Below are 14,245 nucleotides of genomic sequence, written 5' to 3' on the forward strand. Positions count from 1 at the left end.
TGACGGCGAGGTTAGTTGCGGACGACGTTCGTCGCGCGGGGACCCTTGGGGGCCTGTTCGATGTCGAACTCGATCTCGGTGCCTTCCTCGAGGTCCGGGCCGCCGACGTCTTCCATGTGGAAGAACACGTCATCGTCCGCATCCTCAGTCGAAATGAAACCGTAGCCGCCTGTGTCGTTGAAGAAATCAACGTTGCCTTTCGCCATTACGAACAAACGTATATCCGAGGCGGACATAACCCTTCCGAGAGTCGTGGTACCACGACCGTCGGGTCGATCGAACCGAGAGTCGGCGGCGGTTCTCGGCGGCTGGGAACGCGATCGACCCGTTATATGTCCTACGGCGCTAGTCGAGCCAGAGACGGGGGACCAGTATGACGGACACGCGACAACGAATTCGGGCACACGTCCACGAAAACGCCGGCGTTCACTTCAACGAACTCGTGCGGGAGTCGGCGTTCGCGCCGGGACAGGTACAGTATCACGTCCGCCGGCTGCTCGAGGACGAGCGGCTCGTCCGCGAAGAGTTCTACGGCCGGACCCACTACTATCCGCCGACCTACGACGAGTGGGAGCGGGCCGCACTGGCGCTGTTTCGCCGGGAAACCGCCCGCGAGATCGTCGTCGCCCTGATCGAGAACGACGCCGCCGCGCCGGCCGATATCGCCGACGACCTCGGGATCGCACGCAGCACCCTCGAGTATCACGTCGATCGGCTGGTCGCTCACGACATCGTCGAGAAACGCTACGACGACCGGAACCGCGTCGTCCTCCACCTCGCCGATCCCGAGGCGACGGGACGACTTCTGACGGCGGTGACGCCGACGGTTCCCGATCGGCTCGTCGACCGGTTCACGCGGCTCGTCGACGATCTTCTCGCGGGCGCTGGCGAGCCGTAGCCCGTCGATCGCGGGCCAGTCCTTACTGCATCCCGGGTTCGTTCTCGAGGCGGTCGTAGTGGTCGTTCATCACGTCGAGGACTGCGATCAGCGCGCCGAGGACGACGGGCCCGTAGAACAGCCCCATGACGCCGAACGCGTAGACGCCGCCGAGGACCCCGAGGATGATCACGGCGGGGTTGAGTTCCGCGTACCGATCGACGAGGATGGGCCGGAGGTAGTCGTCGGACAGGCCCACGACGATCGTGCTGTAGACGAACAGCGCGACTGCAAGCAGCGGCTCCTCGATCAGGAAGAGATAGGCCACGGCCGGCCCCCAGACCATGAACGACCCGATCAACGGGATCAGCGACAGGATGATCATGATCGCCGTCCAGAACGCCGCGTTCGGGACGCCGGTCGCCAACAGCCCCAGCCCCGCGATGGTCCCCTGAATGATCGCGATCATGACGTGGCCGGCGAGGACGGCCCACATGACCTCGTCGAGCGCCTGATAAAAGTCGTCCTGGACGTCGTCGGGTAGCGGCGTCAGCTCCCGCATCCACGCCAGCAGATCGCTGCCGTCCTTGAGCAGGTAGTACAGCAGGAAGATCGCGAGCCCGAGCCCGATCAGCGTGTGGGTGATCGCACTGAACCACTCGGTCGAACTCTCGAGGACCATCGTCCCGACGTTCTGTGCCGCGTCGGCCAGTGCCGACGGGAGATCGACCGACTGCCCGGTCTGTTCCTCGATGGCGCGCTCGAGTTCGCCGAGCTGGATGGAGTCGGCGTTGGCCTGCTCGAGGAGCCGCCGGGCGTCGCTGGCGATCGCGGCGACGATGACGAAAAGCGGAACGACGAAGCCGGCAACCGCAAGTCCAACGAGCGCGAACGCGGCGATCGGGGGCGCGACCTGCTCCTCGAGGCGTTGCTGGAGGGGGTACAGAACGTACGCGACGAGGATGGCTCCGAGGACGTACTGGGAGAACGGCAACACGAGCAACAGGGAGAGATAGGCGAAGAGCCCGATGAGAACGAGCAGAAATCCCTTGCTGATATTCACGCCCATTATTTCTTCGTTTGTTGGTATAAAACCACGGCATGAACGTATCGCCACTCTGGACTGTCGTAGCAAGGCGTCACACGGCTTCAAGAGGCTGGTACGTGTATTTATAGCCGAATGTCGACCCAGCTCGATCCCCTTTCCCTCTCGGCCGATCTCCTGTATACGGTCAAGACCGAGGGCGACGTCGAGCCGTTGCGAGACCACCTCGCGACGATCGATCGGTCACGGCTGGAGCGGGCGCTGTCCAGCCGCGAGGGGAAACTCGCGTTCTGGCTCAACTGTTACAACGCCTACGCCCAGCTCCTGCTGGAAGCGGAGGAGCCGAATCTCCAGGAGGGTGGGCTGCTCGAGGCGTGGAAGTTCTTCGCCCGCGATCGAGTCCCGGTCGGCGGCGTCTGGCTGAGTCTCAACGACATCGAACACGGGCTGCTCCGGAGTTCGAAACTGCCGTGGGGAATGGGCTATCTCCCGCGCCCGTTTCCCTCCTCGTTCGAACGGCAGTTTCGCCTCGAGGAGTGCGATCCCCGGATCCACTTCGCGATCAGTCACGCGACGGATCACTGTCCGCCGATCGCGGTCTACTCGCCCCAGGACGTCGACGAGGAACTCGACATCGCCATCGAGTGGTTCTTGGAGGAAAACGTCAGCTACGACCGGGAAACCGAGACGGCGACGGTCCCCCGACTCTTCCGGCGATACCGCGGCGACTTCGGCGGCCGCCGCGGCATCGTGGCGTTCCTCCGCGAGTACAACGCGGTCCCGGCCGACGCTGGTCCCTCGCTCGAATACGAACGGGTCGACCACACCGCCGAGTTGGACGTCGATCTCGAGGCCGACGAGGTCCGGCGGTAACCGGCCGGCACCCGGTAGACGCGTTCGGCCGAGACTCGAGCCGGTCGGCGGTCGGCCCGCTCACTCGAGGCGTTCTATCGTCGCGTTCGGCGCGATTCGCATCACGCTTCTGGCCGCGCGTTCGGCGTTGGACCGCGAGGCGTACCCCTCACCGCTGTCGGCGACGATGTTGCCGTTCCAGTGGACGAGCCGCCAGCGCCACTCGCCGCCCCTGTCCTCGTAGACCTCGAACCGGCTCGTCCGGCCGGTCTCGCCCGTCTCGTCGGTATCGTCCGTGTCGGCTCCCGCGGCCGTCACCGGCGTCTCGGCCGTCCCGCCGTCCCCCGTCGAGCCGTCGCCGGCGAGCCCCTCGAGGGGCATCACCGCCGCCGCGGGGTCGACGTCGGTCGCGGTCTCCCCCGCCCGATCGTCGCCCTCGGTGGCGTCGGCGACGCGATCGGTGACTCGCACGCTCGAGCCGTCCGGATCGTCCCACTCGAGTTCGATCTCGAGTTCGCCGACCGGAGGTTCGTCGGCCCCGAGTTCGGCCTCGAACGCCGCGACGACCCGCTCGGGAACGGCGATCCCGACGCTGCGTTCCTCGCCGTTCAACCGGACCGGGCGGCCGGACTCGAAGGCGGTCGCGAACTCGCGGAAGACCGCCGCCAGCGCCGTCCGATCGTGTGCGCGCTCGAGTGCGAACCCGTCGTCGGTCTCGTCGGAATCGACCATACCGACGTGTACGGGAGGCGACGGGTTAGTGTTTCCCACACGCGATGGCGGCCGATTCACTTGGACTCCCTGTCGGTGCGTTTTTGTCGACGCCCTCCCTTCGCTCGCTCGTGACTGCACGCGACTGGCACGCCGATCGGGAGGCCGTCTTCGATCGCGACGCGCGGACCTGTCGACACTGCGGGACCGCCGACGACGCCGAGGCGCTCCGAGCCACCCCCGTCGGCGACGTGCCCCTCGAGGGAGAGGTCCACGAGAGCGCGCTCGTGACCGTCTGTGCGGACTGCTTCGAGACGCTGTCGGCGTCGCCGTCCGCGACGTCGATCGACGCCGAGGAGCTGTTTCACCGCGTCCGCGAGACGACCCGCATCCAGGGGGAGACGATCTCGACGGTCGCCTCGTTCGCCTCCGTCGCGACCTCGCTCCCCGGCGACCTCGAGTCCGCACTCGACGACGACGGCGAGGACGCCGCCCTCGAGGAATCGATCGCACGGTACCGACGACACCGACGCGACGTGTTGCTCGCGATCGACGTCGTCGACGCCCGCCTCGATCGACTGACCGCGTTCGAGGGCGACGCCGACGAGCCGGAGATCGGGGACGCCCTCGAGGCGTTCGTCGAGACCGCGACCGAACTCCAGTCGGCGCTTCGCGAGGTCGTGGCGCTGAGCGAAACGGTCGCGACCGGCCTCGAGCGCTGTCACGGCTGTTTCGACGCCCTCGAGTCGGGGCCGACCTGTGCCACCTGCGGGCTCGCGGTCCGCGAGACGGCCGACTGGGAGGCCGACGACGGGACCCTCGCGTTCGATCGACTGTTCGCGACTATCAACGACCGACTGCAGGCGGCCTCGACGACGACGGAAACGCTGACCGATCGGACGACGACGCTGGCGGAACGCTTGACCGCCGAGTAGCGCCCTCGTTCTTTTTGTCGTCTCGAGCATAGAGACGCCCGAATGACCGGTTCAACGGCCGATCCCGACGGCTCGAGCGAGTACCGCGTGCTGGTCCCGCTGGCCAACCCCCGCACGGAGCAGTCCCTGATCGAACTGGCCAGCACGCTCGCGGCCGAACGCGACGGCGTCGTCCACGCGGTCCACATCGTCCAGGTCCCCGACCAGACGCCGCTGGACCGCGGTGCAGAGCAACGCGAGCGGATCGACGCCGGGTCCGCGAAACTGCTCGAGCGGGCCCGCGACCACGCCGCGGACTACGACGCGCCGCTCGAGACGACGACGATCGTCTCGCATCGCTCGTTCGAGGAGATCTTCGACGCCGCACGAACCCACGACGCCGATCAGGTCGTCATGGGCTGGGGCGGCGACCCGCCGTGGGCGGCGGGCCGCGCCGAAGGACCGTTCGACGAAGTCGCCCACGACCTCCCGTGTGACTTTCTCGTGCTGAAAGACCGCGGGTACGACCCCAGTCGGATCCTCCTGCCGACCGCCGGCGGGCCCGACTCCGATCTCGGCGCGGAGGTCGCGCGGACGCTGCGCTCGGCGACGGGGGCGTCGATCGACCTGCTCCACGTCGTCGACGACGAGAGCGAGCGCGAGGCCGGGGAACGGTTCCTCACCGAGTGGGCCGCCGACCACGACATCGGCGACGCCGCTCTCACCGTCGACACCTCGGGCGACGTCGAGGGCGCGATCGTCCGCGAGGCCGCCGACGAGACGTTGGTCATCCTCGGCGCGACCGAGCGCGGCCTGCTCTCGCGGCTCGTCCGCGGCTCGCTCGTCTTCGACGTCGTCGACGATCTCGAGTGTTCCGTGCTGCTGGCGGAACGCCCGACAGAGCGGTCGCTTCGCGAACGGCTATTCGGTCGCTCGACAGACGAGGAGTAGCGCCGGTGCGGCCGCTACAGTTCGGTCGCGGCCTCGAGCGCGATATCGATCGCGCGGCCGACGTTGTTCTTGGCCTTGTCCGGGAGTTCGTCGTCCTCGGTGTCGGTGCCCTTCTGGGTGCCCTCGACGAGGTTCCCGTCGACGGTACAGATCGCGCCGGCGGCCAGCCCCTTGCGGCGGGCCAGCGAGAAGACGGCGGCGGCCTCCATCTCGACCGCCAGCAGGCCGGCGGCCTCCCAGTCGTCGACGGCGTCGTCGGTCTCGGCGTAGTAGGCGTCGTCGGAGGCGATCGGGCCGACGTGAACGTCCTCATTGTTGGCTTCGGCCGAGTCCACCAGCGCCGACAGCGCGTCGTAATCGGGTACCGCGGGGTACTCGACAGCTTCGTAGCGCTTCGAGGTCCCCTCGTTTTTCGCCGCGCCGGTCGCGACGATCATGTCGCCGATCTCGATCCCAGACTGGAGCGCGCCGGTCGTCCCGACCCGGAGGAACGTCTCGACGCCGACGTTGGCCATCTCTTCGATCGCGATCGCCGCGGAGGGACAGCCGATCCCCGTCGAACAGATCGTCAGCTCCCGCCCCTCGTAGGTGGCGTTGACGACCTTGTACTCGCGATTGCGCGCGATCGTCTCCGACTCGTCGCAGTGGTCGGCGATGCGATCGACCCGGCCGGGGTCGCCCGGGAGCAGTGCGATATCCGTCAGGTCGCCGTCGTCGACCAGCAAGTGTGGCTGCGTCGCCATACTCTCGCGTTCCGCGGGCGGCGAGAAAAAAGGTTCGAGGAAGGGTCGAGAAGCGATCGATTCGTCTCGGCAGTCCTCGACGCCACCCCTTCCCGGCCCGACGGCGTCTCGTCCGGACGGCTGTCGGTTACAACCGGCAGCCCGTCTCAGTCCGTCGGGCGCACTTCGACGCAGTCGGGCCGAATCGTGACCGTCGCGCCGTCGGCCTCGAACTCGACGATCCCCGTCGCTCGAGCGTCGCCGCGATTGGTGTCGGCGAACAGTTCGTCGAGCGCGTCGGGGTCGACGTAGTCGTACAGCTGCGTGCCGGCCGCCGTGACTTCGTGACCGTGGTAGCGGGCCAGGGCGGTCGCAGCGGCGATACTCGGCGGTTCGTCAGCGTCTCGGTCGTACTGGATGCGCCGTCTGAGGCCGCATCCGTTGGACTCGGTTACCCTTCCTTCCGTCATGTCTCTCAGTCACGGGATCGTGACTGTTCAGTCGAGTGGCCAACGGCCCGGCCTATATACCTACCGTCAGACGACACCGGGTGAGAACCACACGGCGGCGACGTACCGGATCGCGATCGGTTGCCCCGCCTTTTCAAGGGCGGCGCTCGAGGAGCGTCTCGAGTTCCGCGTCGGTCGGCGCGCTCCGGGCACCCTCGCGGCTCGCGATCACGGCCCCGCAGGCGTTGCCGGTCGTCAGCGCCCGCTCGAGGTCGCGGTCCGCGAGCCAGCTCGCGAGGAAGCCGGCGGCGAAGGCGTCGCCCGCACCGGCGGTGTCGACGGGGTCGATATCGAACCCCGCGTGAACGACGGTTTCCGACGGCGCGTACGCTTCCGCGCCGTCGGCCCCGCAGGTGACGACGACGATCCGGTCGTCGGTCGCCCCGTCGGGGCCGCCGTCGAACAGGGCGGCGGCCTCCCGGTCGGTCACGAAGACGACGTCGGCGAGCGCGAGCGGCTCGCCGTACTCGCGGTCGGCGAGTCGCCGGCCGGGATCGAAGCTGATCCCGACGCCGGCCTCGTCGGCGATCCCTGCGATCGCGGCGGCCGTCGCCGGTCGCTGTCCGGTGAGATGGACGTGGTCGACCCGCCGGATCCGGGACGGCTCGAGGTCCGCCGGTTGGACGGCCTCGTTGACGCCGTCGTTACCGAGAACCGCGACCTCGCCCTCGTCGTCGACCAGCAGGTACTTTACCGCCGTCGCGTCGTCCTCGACGACGCGGACGCCCTCGAGGGAGACGCCGGCGGCCTCGAGTTCGCGGCGGGCGAGCAGGCCGTTGTCGTCGTCGCCGACGCTGCCGATCAGGCCGACCTCGACGCCGCGGCCGGCCAGCGCCGCGGCGACGTTGGCCGCGCTGCCGCCGCCCGACTGGCGTTGCGAGCGGATCGACGCCTCGCCGTCGCTCTCCGGCAGTCTGTCGACGCGAAGGGTCACGTCCCAGTTGACGTGACCGGCCGCGAGTACGGTGATCGAATCCATTCGCCGATAGGAAGAGGACGGGACGGGCCGGCAAAAACCTAGGTTTCGGTGGCAGACACTGAGGTAGACGCGAACGACGCGGGGAACCGGCCGCGGTCACATCACGGTGAACAACAGGACGTTGTGGACGGCCGGACCGAGCCCGACCGCGGCGACGAGAGCGAGGACCGTCCGGCCCTGCTGTGGCCGGTCCGCGACGTACTCGCGGAACAGTCCGACGATGACCAGCGCGAGGGCGACTTTGACCAGCACGAACAGCCAGCCGGCACCGACGTACTCCGCGGTCGGCAGCGCCTCCCCCGCCTCGAGTAACAACAGCGACAGCGGGACGTTCTCGCCGGCCCCGAGGACGTCGTAGCCGACGGCGGTCGTGACGCCGTCTAACGTGTGCGCGAAGACGACGAGCGCGCCGGTCGTACTCGTGGTCGCCGCGACGTCGGTAAACCAGAGGCTCAGGGCGAGCCAGGCGAGGGCAGTCACGATACCGGCGACGACGACGGTGATGACGGGCCAGAACGGCTCGAACGTCCCCGTCTGGATGCTCTGGAAGAGCGCGAACATCGTGAAGACGGTAAAGAATGCCGTCCCGGCGACGCCGACGAAGCGTGGGATGGTCGGCTGGAGCCCGCCGACGTGGAGGAAGACGCCGACGATCCAGGCCAGCCCCGCGATGATCGCCGTCACGACGTAGACCATCGGCGCGGTAAACAGGGGTTCGATGGTCGGCGGGAACGCACTCATCTTGTACAGGACGTGTAACGTCGCGCCGAACATCATCCACGGGGCAAAGGCCAGCACGGTCCGGTCGGTTACGGGCGGTTCGATCGCCCACAGCAGCGCGATCACCCCCCCGAGAATCACGACGGCCGGCACCACCATGTACCACGGCGGAACGACGAACCCCTCGGGTAACACCATACGGGGCAATGGCTGTCACCAGTGACTAACACTTTCCGATCCCGGACGATTCACAGTGTTGAAGGTTTCGGCCGCGATCCCGTCGTCCCGGAGCGCGGTTCGGGCCACTGGACGCCAGAGAGCCGGTGTATCGACCGTCCGGACGGTGGCGAGGTCTCGAGGGCCCGTGTCGACGTTCCGACCATCGAGAGGCCGTCGGTCACTCCGCCCAGGGCTCGTCGGTCGTGTCGCCGAACAGTTCTCGCATGAGCGTCACGATGCTCTCGGGCGGGAACTGACCGCGCTCGGTGACGATCGCGTCGACGTACCGCGGGGGCGTCACGTCGAACGCGGGGTTTTCGACGGTCAGCCCGCCCTCGCTTCCCGGCTCGCCGGCCGACCCGTCCGGCGCGTCGCTCGAGCGGAGCGACGCGCGCTCCTCGTCCGACAGCACCTCGCGCTCGTCGCGGGTCTCGATCGCGACGGTGTGGCCCGTCAGCGTGTCCGGGTGCAGTTTGATCGTCTGCGCCGCGACCATCACCGGCACGCCGCGTTCTCGGGCGGTCACCGCCAGTCCGCTAGTTCCGATCTTGTTGATCACGCTCCCGTCGGCCGCGATGCTGTCGGCCCCGACCAGCACGTGGTCGGCCGCGTCCAGGTACCGCCGGGCCGCCCCGTCGACGATCAGCGTTACCGGCACCCCCCACTCGCGCAACTGCGCGGCCGTGATGTGACCCTGCTTGCGGGGCCGGGTCTCCTTGACGATCGCCTCGAGGGCCGTCCCGTCCTCGAGGGCGGCCTCGACACAGGCCAGCGCGTCCGTCGAGTGACAGTGAGTCAGGACGACGTCGCCGTCCCGCAACCGGTTGGCACCGATTCCGCCGAGGGTCTCCCGGGCGTGTTCGAGGTCGCGACGGAACGACTCCGCGCGGTCGATCGTCGACGCCCGTAACTCGCCGACGGTGTCGCCGTCGGCTCCCCGAAGCACGTATCGGAGCGCGTTCGGCAGACTGACCGCGGTCGGACGGGTTTCGTAGAGGGTTCGGGCGGCGGCCCGAAGCCCGCGGCGAAACGCCGCCGGCGTCTCGACCCGACTCTCCTCGGCCTGGGTCGCCAGCGCCGCCGCGGCCGCGTCGGCGATCGTCGCCGCCCCCCGGATCTCCATCGTGGCGATGGCGTCGGCGGTGGATTCGACGGCCGGCACGACCGCCGGTTCGGCATCGACCATGAGAGCGACTTACACGAAGGCGCTGAAAAGACTGCCGTCGGTTCCGGTGGTTACCCTGACGACCCGTTCGATGGCTCGAGTCCCGGTCCGAACACCGCTCGAGCGATCGTCGAAGCGGGATCGACCACCGAACCGAGGGCCGACGGGTGATCGAAAGCCGAAACTCCGAAACCGATCCGCCGGCTACGAGCGCCCATGACCGAACGAACCGGCACGTTCGTCGTGACCCACGCCGAGCCCGACTCGGCGGTCGTCCGCGACGTCCAGACCGCACAGGTACACACCCTCGCGTCCAACCCCGGCCTCGAGGTCCACGACGTCCTCGAGGCGACCGTCGCCCCCGAACCGCCCATGGAAGTCACCTGGGAGGTGATCGAGGTCGACGACCGGCGCTCGATCGAGGTGGTCGACAGCGACCTCGAGCCGACCACCTACGAGAAAGAGCTCGCGGCCGACGCCGAGATCGGCGACCTCGTCCAGGAGGAGCGGGCCGGCACCGGCGAGATCCACGTCTTCCGGGTTCCCGGCGACGAGGTCGCGGCCGCCGCCGCCGACGTCCTCGCGGACGAGGAGACGATCGCCCGTGCCGCCCGGCTCGAGGCGGTCCGAGTAGAGGTCCGGTCGGCGGCCGACGAGGGCGTGCTGAGCGTTCGGTACCTGCCGGACTGACGCGCGGTCCGACCGGCGGCTCGCCGGGTCGAATTGAGAAGGCTTACTTCGGGGGGGTGTAAGTACACCGGTATATGGGGTATTTCGACGTACCGGAGATCGATTACACCCGGTACAGCAATCGCCAGCTCGCAGCGGTTCCGCTGGCGGTTCTCGCGGTCGCACTGCTCGTGTTAAGCGGCGCGTTCCTCGCGTACGGAACGCCGGTGCCGCTGGGCATGGACTTCGCCGGCGGGACGGAGCTGACCGTCCAGACGACGACGGCGGAAGGCGACATCGGGGCGGCGTTCGACGAACAGCCCGAGTCCGTGACCGGAACGGGAAGCGAGAACCAGTACATCGTCCAGTTCTCCTCGACCGACTCGCAGGCCCTGAGCGATCAGGCCGAGGAAAACCTCGAGCAAGACGGGAGCGCCGAGGTCGTCCAGTCGGTGTCGGCGACATCGGCGAGCTTCGGTCAGGGTAGTCAGCAGACGGCCATGCTCGGACTCGTCATCGCGTTCGTCGGCATGAGCGCGATCGCGTTCCTGCTCTTTCGAACGTTCGTACCCTCGATCGCGATCGTCATCTCCGCGTTTTCCGATCTGATGATCCCGCTCGCGTTCATGCGGCTGGCCGGCATTCCGCTCTCGCTGGGCACCGTCGCCGGCCTCCTGATGCTCATCGGGTACTCCGTCGACTCCGACATCCTGTTGAACAACCACGTCCTGCGCCGGAGCGGTGACTTCTACGAGAGTACCCACCGCGCGATGCGGACCGGCGTCACGATGACGGTCACGTCGATGGTTGCGATGCTCGTCATGGCCGTCTCGGCGTATATCTTCGGTATCGGCCTGCTGGCGTCGATCGGGACCATCCTGTTCGTCGGCCTCGCCGCCGACCTGCTGAACACCTACATGTTGAACCTGAGCCTGCTTCGCTGGTACAAGTTCGAGGGGGTCCGCTCATGAGTCCGATCGGCGCGATCAAGGGCAACTGGCGCGTCCTCCTGCTCGTGGCGTTTCTCGCGTTCGCCGTCGTCGCGCTCTTTATCCCCGGCGGGATCGTCGCCGACGACGGCCTCGCCAGTGACAGCGTCGACAGCGGGCCGACGAACCTCGAGTTCGGGCTCGGACTCGATGGCGGGACCCGGATCCGGGTCCCGGTCGCGGGCATGACCGCGGAGGACATCGACACCGGCGCGGTCAGCGACGACGGGCAGGTCGATCAGGAGCGGATCGACGGCGTCGAGTCGACGCTCCAGAGCGAACTCGACCTCGATCAGGCGGACGTCAGCGTCGACGTCCGGGACGACGGGACCGTCACCGCCGAGGTGTTCAACGACAACGTCAGCGAATCGGAGTTCGCCGCGGCGTTGCAGGCGGCCGACGTCGACGCCTCCGAAGACGCCATCCGCGACGGCGTCACCCAGGGCACCCGCGACGAGATGATCAGGACGATCCAGACGAAGATCAACGCCGCGGGCCTCTCCGGCGGGACGGCCTACGAGTCGACGACGGTTGGCGGCCAACACTACATCGTCGTCGAGGTCCCCAACATGGACGCCGACGAGCTCCGGACCATCCTCTCGGAGCGCGGCCAGGTCGAGGTCGTCGCCTACTATCCGGACGGGAACGAGACCCAGACGAACCAGACGGTCCTGCGGGGCGAAAACATCGTCGAGGTCGATCCGCCGGAACAGAACCAGCGCGGCTCGGGCTACTTCGTTCCCGTCCAGGTCGGCGAAGACGCCGCACCGGGATTCCAACAGCAGATGGTCGATCTCGGATTCACGACCGAGGGACGGGGGCAGTGCAGCCTCAGCGGCGACGGTGAGAGCGTCGACTTCGATCACGAGGGCCAGCAGTACTGTCTGCTGACCGTCGTGGACGACGAAGTCGTCGACGCCCACTCGATGGGCGATCTCGCCGACCCGATGAACGACGGGAGCTGGGAGAACGACCCGACGTTCCAGATGGGCGCACCGGGCCAGGAACAGGCCCAGTCGCTGTCGGTTAACCTTCGGGCGGGGAGCCTGCGCGCGCCGCTTGACTTCAGTGAGGAACAGATCTACTCGATCGAGCCCGGCCACGCCGACCAGTTCAAACAGTACTCGCTGCTGATCGGGCTGCTCTCGGTCCTCACCGTCAGCGGCGTCGTCTACGCCCGATACACCGACACCCGCGTCGCCCTGCCGATGATCGTCACGGCCATGGCCGAAGTGGTCATTCTGCTCGGCTTCGCGGCGGTGATACGCATGCCGCTTGATCTCTCCCACGTCGCCGGGTTCATCGCCGTCGTGGGGACCGGGGTCGACGACCTCGTGATCATCGCCGACGAGGTGATGGACGAGGGCGACGTCAGCTCCGAACGGGTCTTCCAATCCCGGTTCCGCAAGGCGTTCTGGGTCATCGGGGCCGCCGCCGCGACAACCGTCGTCGCCCTCTCGCCGCTCGCAGTCCTCAGCCTCGGCGACCTCCGCGGGTTCGCCATCATCACCATCCTCGGCGTGTTCATCGGGGTCCTCATCACCCGACCCGCCTACGGGGACATCCTGCGACGCCTGCTGACCGACCGCTGACAGCGTCCGATCGCGTTCGTTTTATCCCGTCCGACAGCGCGGACACCAGTCGACACTGTTGCCGTCGCCGTGTGCACGTGCGAAATCGTACGAAACCGGCCGCTGAAGACGTACAAACGGGCATTCGACACACCACCGTAACGCACCGGCGGGACGATCAATAGCGATTAGCCTGCGACTGCAACTGTACTCGAAAGGGCCGCGAGACTGCAGTTCTGAACCGGTGTCGACGCCGTCGCTCGAGGCGTCGTCCGGCTGAGACCGTGCCGAACAGGACTCGAGACCGGTCGATCCGACAGCTGGTACTAGGTGACTCGAGACGACGAAAACGAAAAGCCTAGGCCGGGATTTGAACCCGGGCTCTCGTCCTTACCAAGGACGCGCTTTACCGCTAAGCTACCCAGGCGCGTACTTCTTCGTTGATCGGAGATGTCTTTATGCGTTTCGATCCACGGGAGCCGTGCGCCGGTGTGTCGCGGTGCCGTCTCGGAGTCTCGAGGCGCGATCAGGGATCGGTCGCCGACGTCGCCCGGTCGGTCGCGTGGTCCTCGAGCGAGCGGTCGGAGACCGACGGCCCGAGATCGGTGAGACAGTCCTCGACGGCGGGAAACGAGGTGCCGGCGGCGTCGGCGAGGTTCTCGGCGAGGGCCAGCAGCCGCGGCGAGGGGGTTTCGCCGACGGCGACGGCTCCGGTCCGGACCGCGAGTTCGAGGACGTCGCGCTCGAGGTTGGCGTCGATCGCCGCGGGATCGCCCTCGTCGATCGCGGCGGTCGGATCGGGATCGTCGCCCGCCGCGAGGTCGGCCCGACGGGTCTGGTCGCGGCCGAACGACTGGACGGTGCGGACGGCCGTGCCGGCGGCCTCGGTGCGAGCCAGCAGGTAAAAGCCTCGCGCGACGAGGATGTCGGCAGCCAGGATCGCGAGGTCGGCCTCGCCCGCGTCGGCGTCACTTTTCGTCCAGGGTTCGTCGTGGGCGAGCGCCCGCGTCAGTCGCAGTCCCTCGTAGATGAGTTGGACGCCGGCCGCGTGGGTGACGACGTCGTGGTCACTGCCGGACGAACGGTCCCGATCGGCGGTCGCCTCGTCGGCCACCCCGTGATCGTACTGTTCGTCGAAGCCGTGGCCATCGGTGGCCATCGCAGCGGCGCTCTCGAGCGTGAGCGTCGCGGGTACCATCGACGCCCGATCGAGAACGGATTCGAGATACTCGTGTAGCTGTGGTGGTTCGACGTCCGCGACGGCCTCGGCGGCGGCACGCCGACAGCTGTCGGCATTCTCCATTAGCGGGGGGTTACGACGGGGGAGGCAAAGACCTTTGGAAACGCCGGAT

16 protein-coding genes and 1 tRNA gene are annotated in these 14,245 nt (G+C 67.8%); 7 read left to right on the forward strand and 10 right to left on the reverse strand.

Annotation, left to right across the window (positions count from 1 at the left end):
- Positions 1 to 11: 11 nt before the first annotated feature.
- Positions 12 to 206: a cold-shock protein gene (locus tag A6E15_RS14530; RefSeq protein ID WP_006182717.1), complete on the reverse strand. Its 195-nt coding sequence runs from the start codon at positions 204 to 206 to the stop codon at positions 12 to 14.
- Between the two features lie 167 nt (positions 207 to 373).
- Between A6E15_RS14530 and A6E15_RS14535 the strand changes: the two genes are divergently transcribed.
- On the forward strand, positions 374 to 898 hold the full coding sequence (locus A6E15_RS14535; protein ID WP_076147227.1) for a winged helix-turn-helix transcriptional regulator: 525 nt from the start codon (positions 374 to 376) through the stop codon (positions 896 to 898).
- A gap of 22 nt (positions 899 to 920) precedes the next feature.
- Here the strand turns inward: A6E15_RS14535 and A6E15_RS14540 are convergent, their stop codons facing one another.
- A complete protein-coding gene (locus A6E15_RS14540; protein WP_076147229.1) occupies positions 921 to 1,946 on the reverse strand; it encodes an AI-2E family transporter in 1,026 nt (341 codons plus the stop codon).
- Positions 1,947 to 2,057: 111 nt separating this feature from the next.
- Between A6E15_RS14540 and A6E15_RS14545 the strand changes: the two genes are divergently transcribed.
- Positions 2,058 to 2,795 carry a DUF547 domain-containing protein gene (locus A6E15_RS14545; RefSeq protein ID WP_076147231.1) on the forward strand — a complete coding sequence of 246 codons (738 nt, stop codon included), beginning with the start codon at positions 2,058 to 2,060 and terminating at the stop codon, positions 2,793 to 2,795.
- A gap of 60 nt (positions 2,796 to 2,855) precedes the next feature.
- Here the strand turns inward: A6E15_RS14545 and A6E15_RS14550 are convergent, their stop codons facing one another.
- Positions 2,856 to 3,506: an amphi-Trp domain-containing protein gene (locus A6E15_RS14550; RefSeq protein WP_076147233.1), complete on the reverse strand. Its 651-nt coding sequence runs from the start codon at positions 3,504 to 3,506 to the stop codon at positions 2,856 to 2,858.
- A 110-nt stretch (positions 3,507 to 3,616) separates the two neighbouring features.
- On the opposite strand from A6E15_RS14550, the gene A6E15_RS14555 reads away from it, so the two are divergent.
- Together A6E15_RS14555 and A6E15_RS14560 are read left to right on the forward strand one after the other, a co-directional pair.
- Positions 3,617 to 4,420, forward strand: coding sequence for an HNH endonuclease (locus A6E15_RS14555; RefSeq protein WP_076147234.1), 804 nt, complete (start codon positions 3,617 to 3,619; stop codon positions 4,418 to 4,420).
- A gap of 42 nt (positions 4,421 to 4,462) precedes the next feature.
- Positions 4,463 to 5,350 (forward strand): universal stress protein, encoded by an 888-nt coding sequence (locus A6E15_RS14560; RefSeq protein ID WP_076147236.1) that lies wholly within the window; start codon positions 4,463 to 4,465, stop codon positions 5,348 to 5,350.
- 14 nt (positions 5,351 to 5,364) lie between these two features.
- On the opposite strand, the gene A6E15_RS14565 is transcribed toward A6E15_RS14560, so the two are convergent.
- The 5 genes from A6E15_RS14565 to A6E15_RS14585 form a co-directional block, all read right to left on the reverse strand.
- Positions 5,365 to 6,093, reverse strand: a complete 729-nt coding sequence (locus A6E15_RS14565) for a nucleoside phosphorylase (protein WP_066299773.1) — start codon at positions 6,091 to 6,093, stop codon at positions 5,365 to 5,367.
- A 146-nt stretch (positions 6,094 to 6,239) separates the two neighbouring features.
- On the reverse strand, positions 6,240 to 6,542 hold the full coding sequence (locus A6E15_RS14570; RefSeq protein WP_076147238.1) for a HalOD1 output domain-containing protein: 303 nt from the start codon (positions 6,540 to 6,542) through the stop codon (positions 6,240 to 6,242).
- A 133-nt stretch (positions 6,543 to 6,675) separates the two neighbouring features.
- Positions 6,676 to 7,560, reverse strand: coding sequence for a carbohydrate kinase family protein (locus tag A6E15_RS14575; protein ID WP_076147239.1), 885 nt, complete (start codon positions 7,558 to 7,560; stop codon positions 6,676 to 6,678).
- A gap of 96 nt (positions 7,561 to 7,656) precedes the next feature.
- Entirely contained in the window at positions 7,657 to 8,478 is an 822-nt protein-coding gene (locus A6E15_RS14580; protein ID WP_076147241.1) for a DUF63 family protein, read from the reverse strand.
- Between the two features lie 199 nt (positions 8,479 to 8,677).
- Positions 8,678 to 9,685, reverse strand: coding sequence for a ribose 1,5-bisphosphate isomerase (locus tag A6E15_RS14585; protein ID WP_076147243.1), 1,008 nt, complete (start codon positions 9,683 to 9,685; stop codon positions 8,678 to 8,680).
- A 195-nt stretch (positions 9,686 to 9,880) separates the two neighbouring features.
- Here A6E15_RS14585 and A6E15_RS14590 point away from each other — a divergent pair, with 195 nt between their 5' ends.
- From A6E15_RS14590 to A6E15_RS14600, 3 genes are all read left to right on the forward strand, one after another.
- The gene (locus tag A6E15_RS14590) at positions 9,881 to 10,354 is read left to right on the forward strand and encodes a DUF5812 family protein (RefSeq protein WP_076147245.1); all 474 of its coding nucleotides are present in this window, start codon (positions 9,881 to 9,883) and stop codon (positions 10,352 to 10,354) included.
- Positions 10,355 to 10,428: 74 nt separating this feature from the next.
- On the forward strand, positions 10,429 to 11,304 hold the full coding sequence (secF, locus tag A6E15_RS14595; protein WP_076147246.1) for a protein translocase subunit SecF: 876 nt from the start codon (positions 10,429 to 10,431) through the stop codon (positions 11,302 to 11,304).
- Positions 11,301 to 12,914: a preprotein translocase subunit SecD gene (locus tag A6E15_RS14600; protein ID WP_076147248.1), complete on the forward strand. Its 1,614-nt coding sequence runs from the start codon at positions 11,301 to 11,303 to the stop codon at positions 12,912 to 12,914. Before secF ends, A6E15_RS14600 begins: the two co-directional genes overlap by 4 nt.
- Before the next feature lie 334 nt (positions 12,915 to 13,248).
- On the opposite strand, the gene A6E15_RS14605 is transcribed toward A6E15_RS14600, so the two are convergent.
- Both A6E15_RS14605 and A6E15_RS14610 read right to left on the reverse strand, forming a co-directional pair.
- Positions 13,249 to 13,320 (reverse strand) — tRNA-Thr (locus A6E15_RS14605).
- A 99-nt stretch (positions 13,321 to 13,419) separates the two neighbouring features.
- A complete protein-coding gene (locus tag A6E15_RS14610) occupies positions 13,420 to 14,196 on the reverse strand; it encodes a DUF7114 family protein (RefSeq protein ID WP_076147250.1) in 777 nt (258 codons plus the stop codon).
- Positions 14,197 to 14,245: the final 49 nt, after the last annotated feature.

This window comes from Natrinema saccharevitans (assembly GCF_001953745.1).
Lineage (GTDB): Archaea > Halobacteriota > Halobacteria > Halobacteriales > Natrialbaceae > Natrinema > Natrinema saccharevitans.

Coding starts and splice junctions, on each gene's coding strand:
- A6E15_RS14610 (WP_076147250.1), bottom strand. CDS start 14,196: ATGGAGAATGCCGACAGCTGTCGGCGTGCCGCCGCCGAGGCCGTCGCG.
- A6E15_RS14585 (WP_076147243.1), bottom strand. CDS start 9,685: ATGGTCGATGCCGAACCGGCGGTCGTGCCGGCCGTCGAATCCACCGCC.
- A6E15_RS14540 (WP_076147229.1), bottom strand. CDS start 1,946: ATGGGCGTGAATATCAGCAAGGGATTTCTGCTCGTTCTCATCGGGCTC.
- A6E15_RS14570 (WP_076147238.1), bottom strand. CDS start 6,542: ATGACGGAAGGAAGGGTAACCGAGTCCAACGGATGCGGCCTCAGACGG.
- A6E15_RS14575 (WP_076147239.1), bottom strand. CDS start 7,560: ATGGATTCGATCACCGTACTCGCGGCCGGTCACGTCAACTGGGACGTG.
- A6E15_RS14590 (WP_076147245.1), top strand. CDS start 9,881: ATGACCGAACGAACCGGCACGTTCGTCGTGACCCACGCCGAGCCCGAC.
- A6E15_RS14580 (WP_076147241.1), bottom strand. CDS start 8,478: ATGGTGTTACCCGAGGGGTTCGTCGTTCCGCCGTGGTACATGGTGGTG.
- A6E15_RS14565 (WP_066299773.1), bottom strand. CDS start 6,093: ATGGCGACGCAGCCACACTTGCTGGTCGACGACGGCGACCTGACGGAT.
- A6E15_RS14535 (WP_076147227.1), top strand. CDS start 374: ATGACGGACACGCGACAACGAATTCGGGCACACGTCCACGAAAACGCC.
- A6E15_RS14560 (WP_076147236.1), top strand. CDS start 4,463: ATGACCGGTTCAACGGCCGATCCCGACGGCTCGAGCGAGTACCGCGTG.
- A6E15_RS14600 (WP_076147248.1), top strand. CDS start 11,301: ATGAGTCCGATCGGCGCGATCAAGGGCAACTGGCGCGTCCTCCTGCTC.
- A6E15_RS14550 (WP_076147233.1), bottom strand. CDS start 3,506: ATGGTCGATTCCGACGAGACCGACGACGGGTTCGCACTCGAGCGCGCA.
- secF (WP_076147246.1), top strand. CDS start 10,429: ATGGGGTATTTCGACGTACCGGAGATCGATTACACCCGGTACAGCAAT.
- A6E15_RS14545 (WP_076147231.1), top strand. CDS start 2,058: ATGTCGACCCAGCTCGATCCCCTTTCCCTCTCGGCCGATCTCCTGTAT.
- A6E15_RS14530 (WP_006182717.1), bottom strand. CDS start 206: ATGGCGAAAGGCAACGTTGATTTCTTCAACGACACAGGCGGCTACGGT.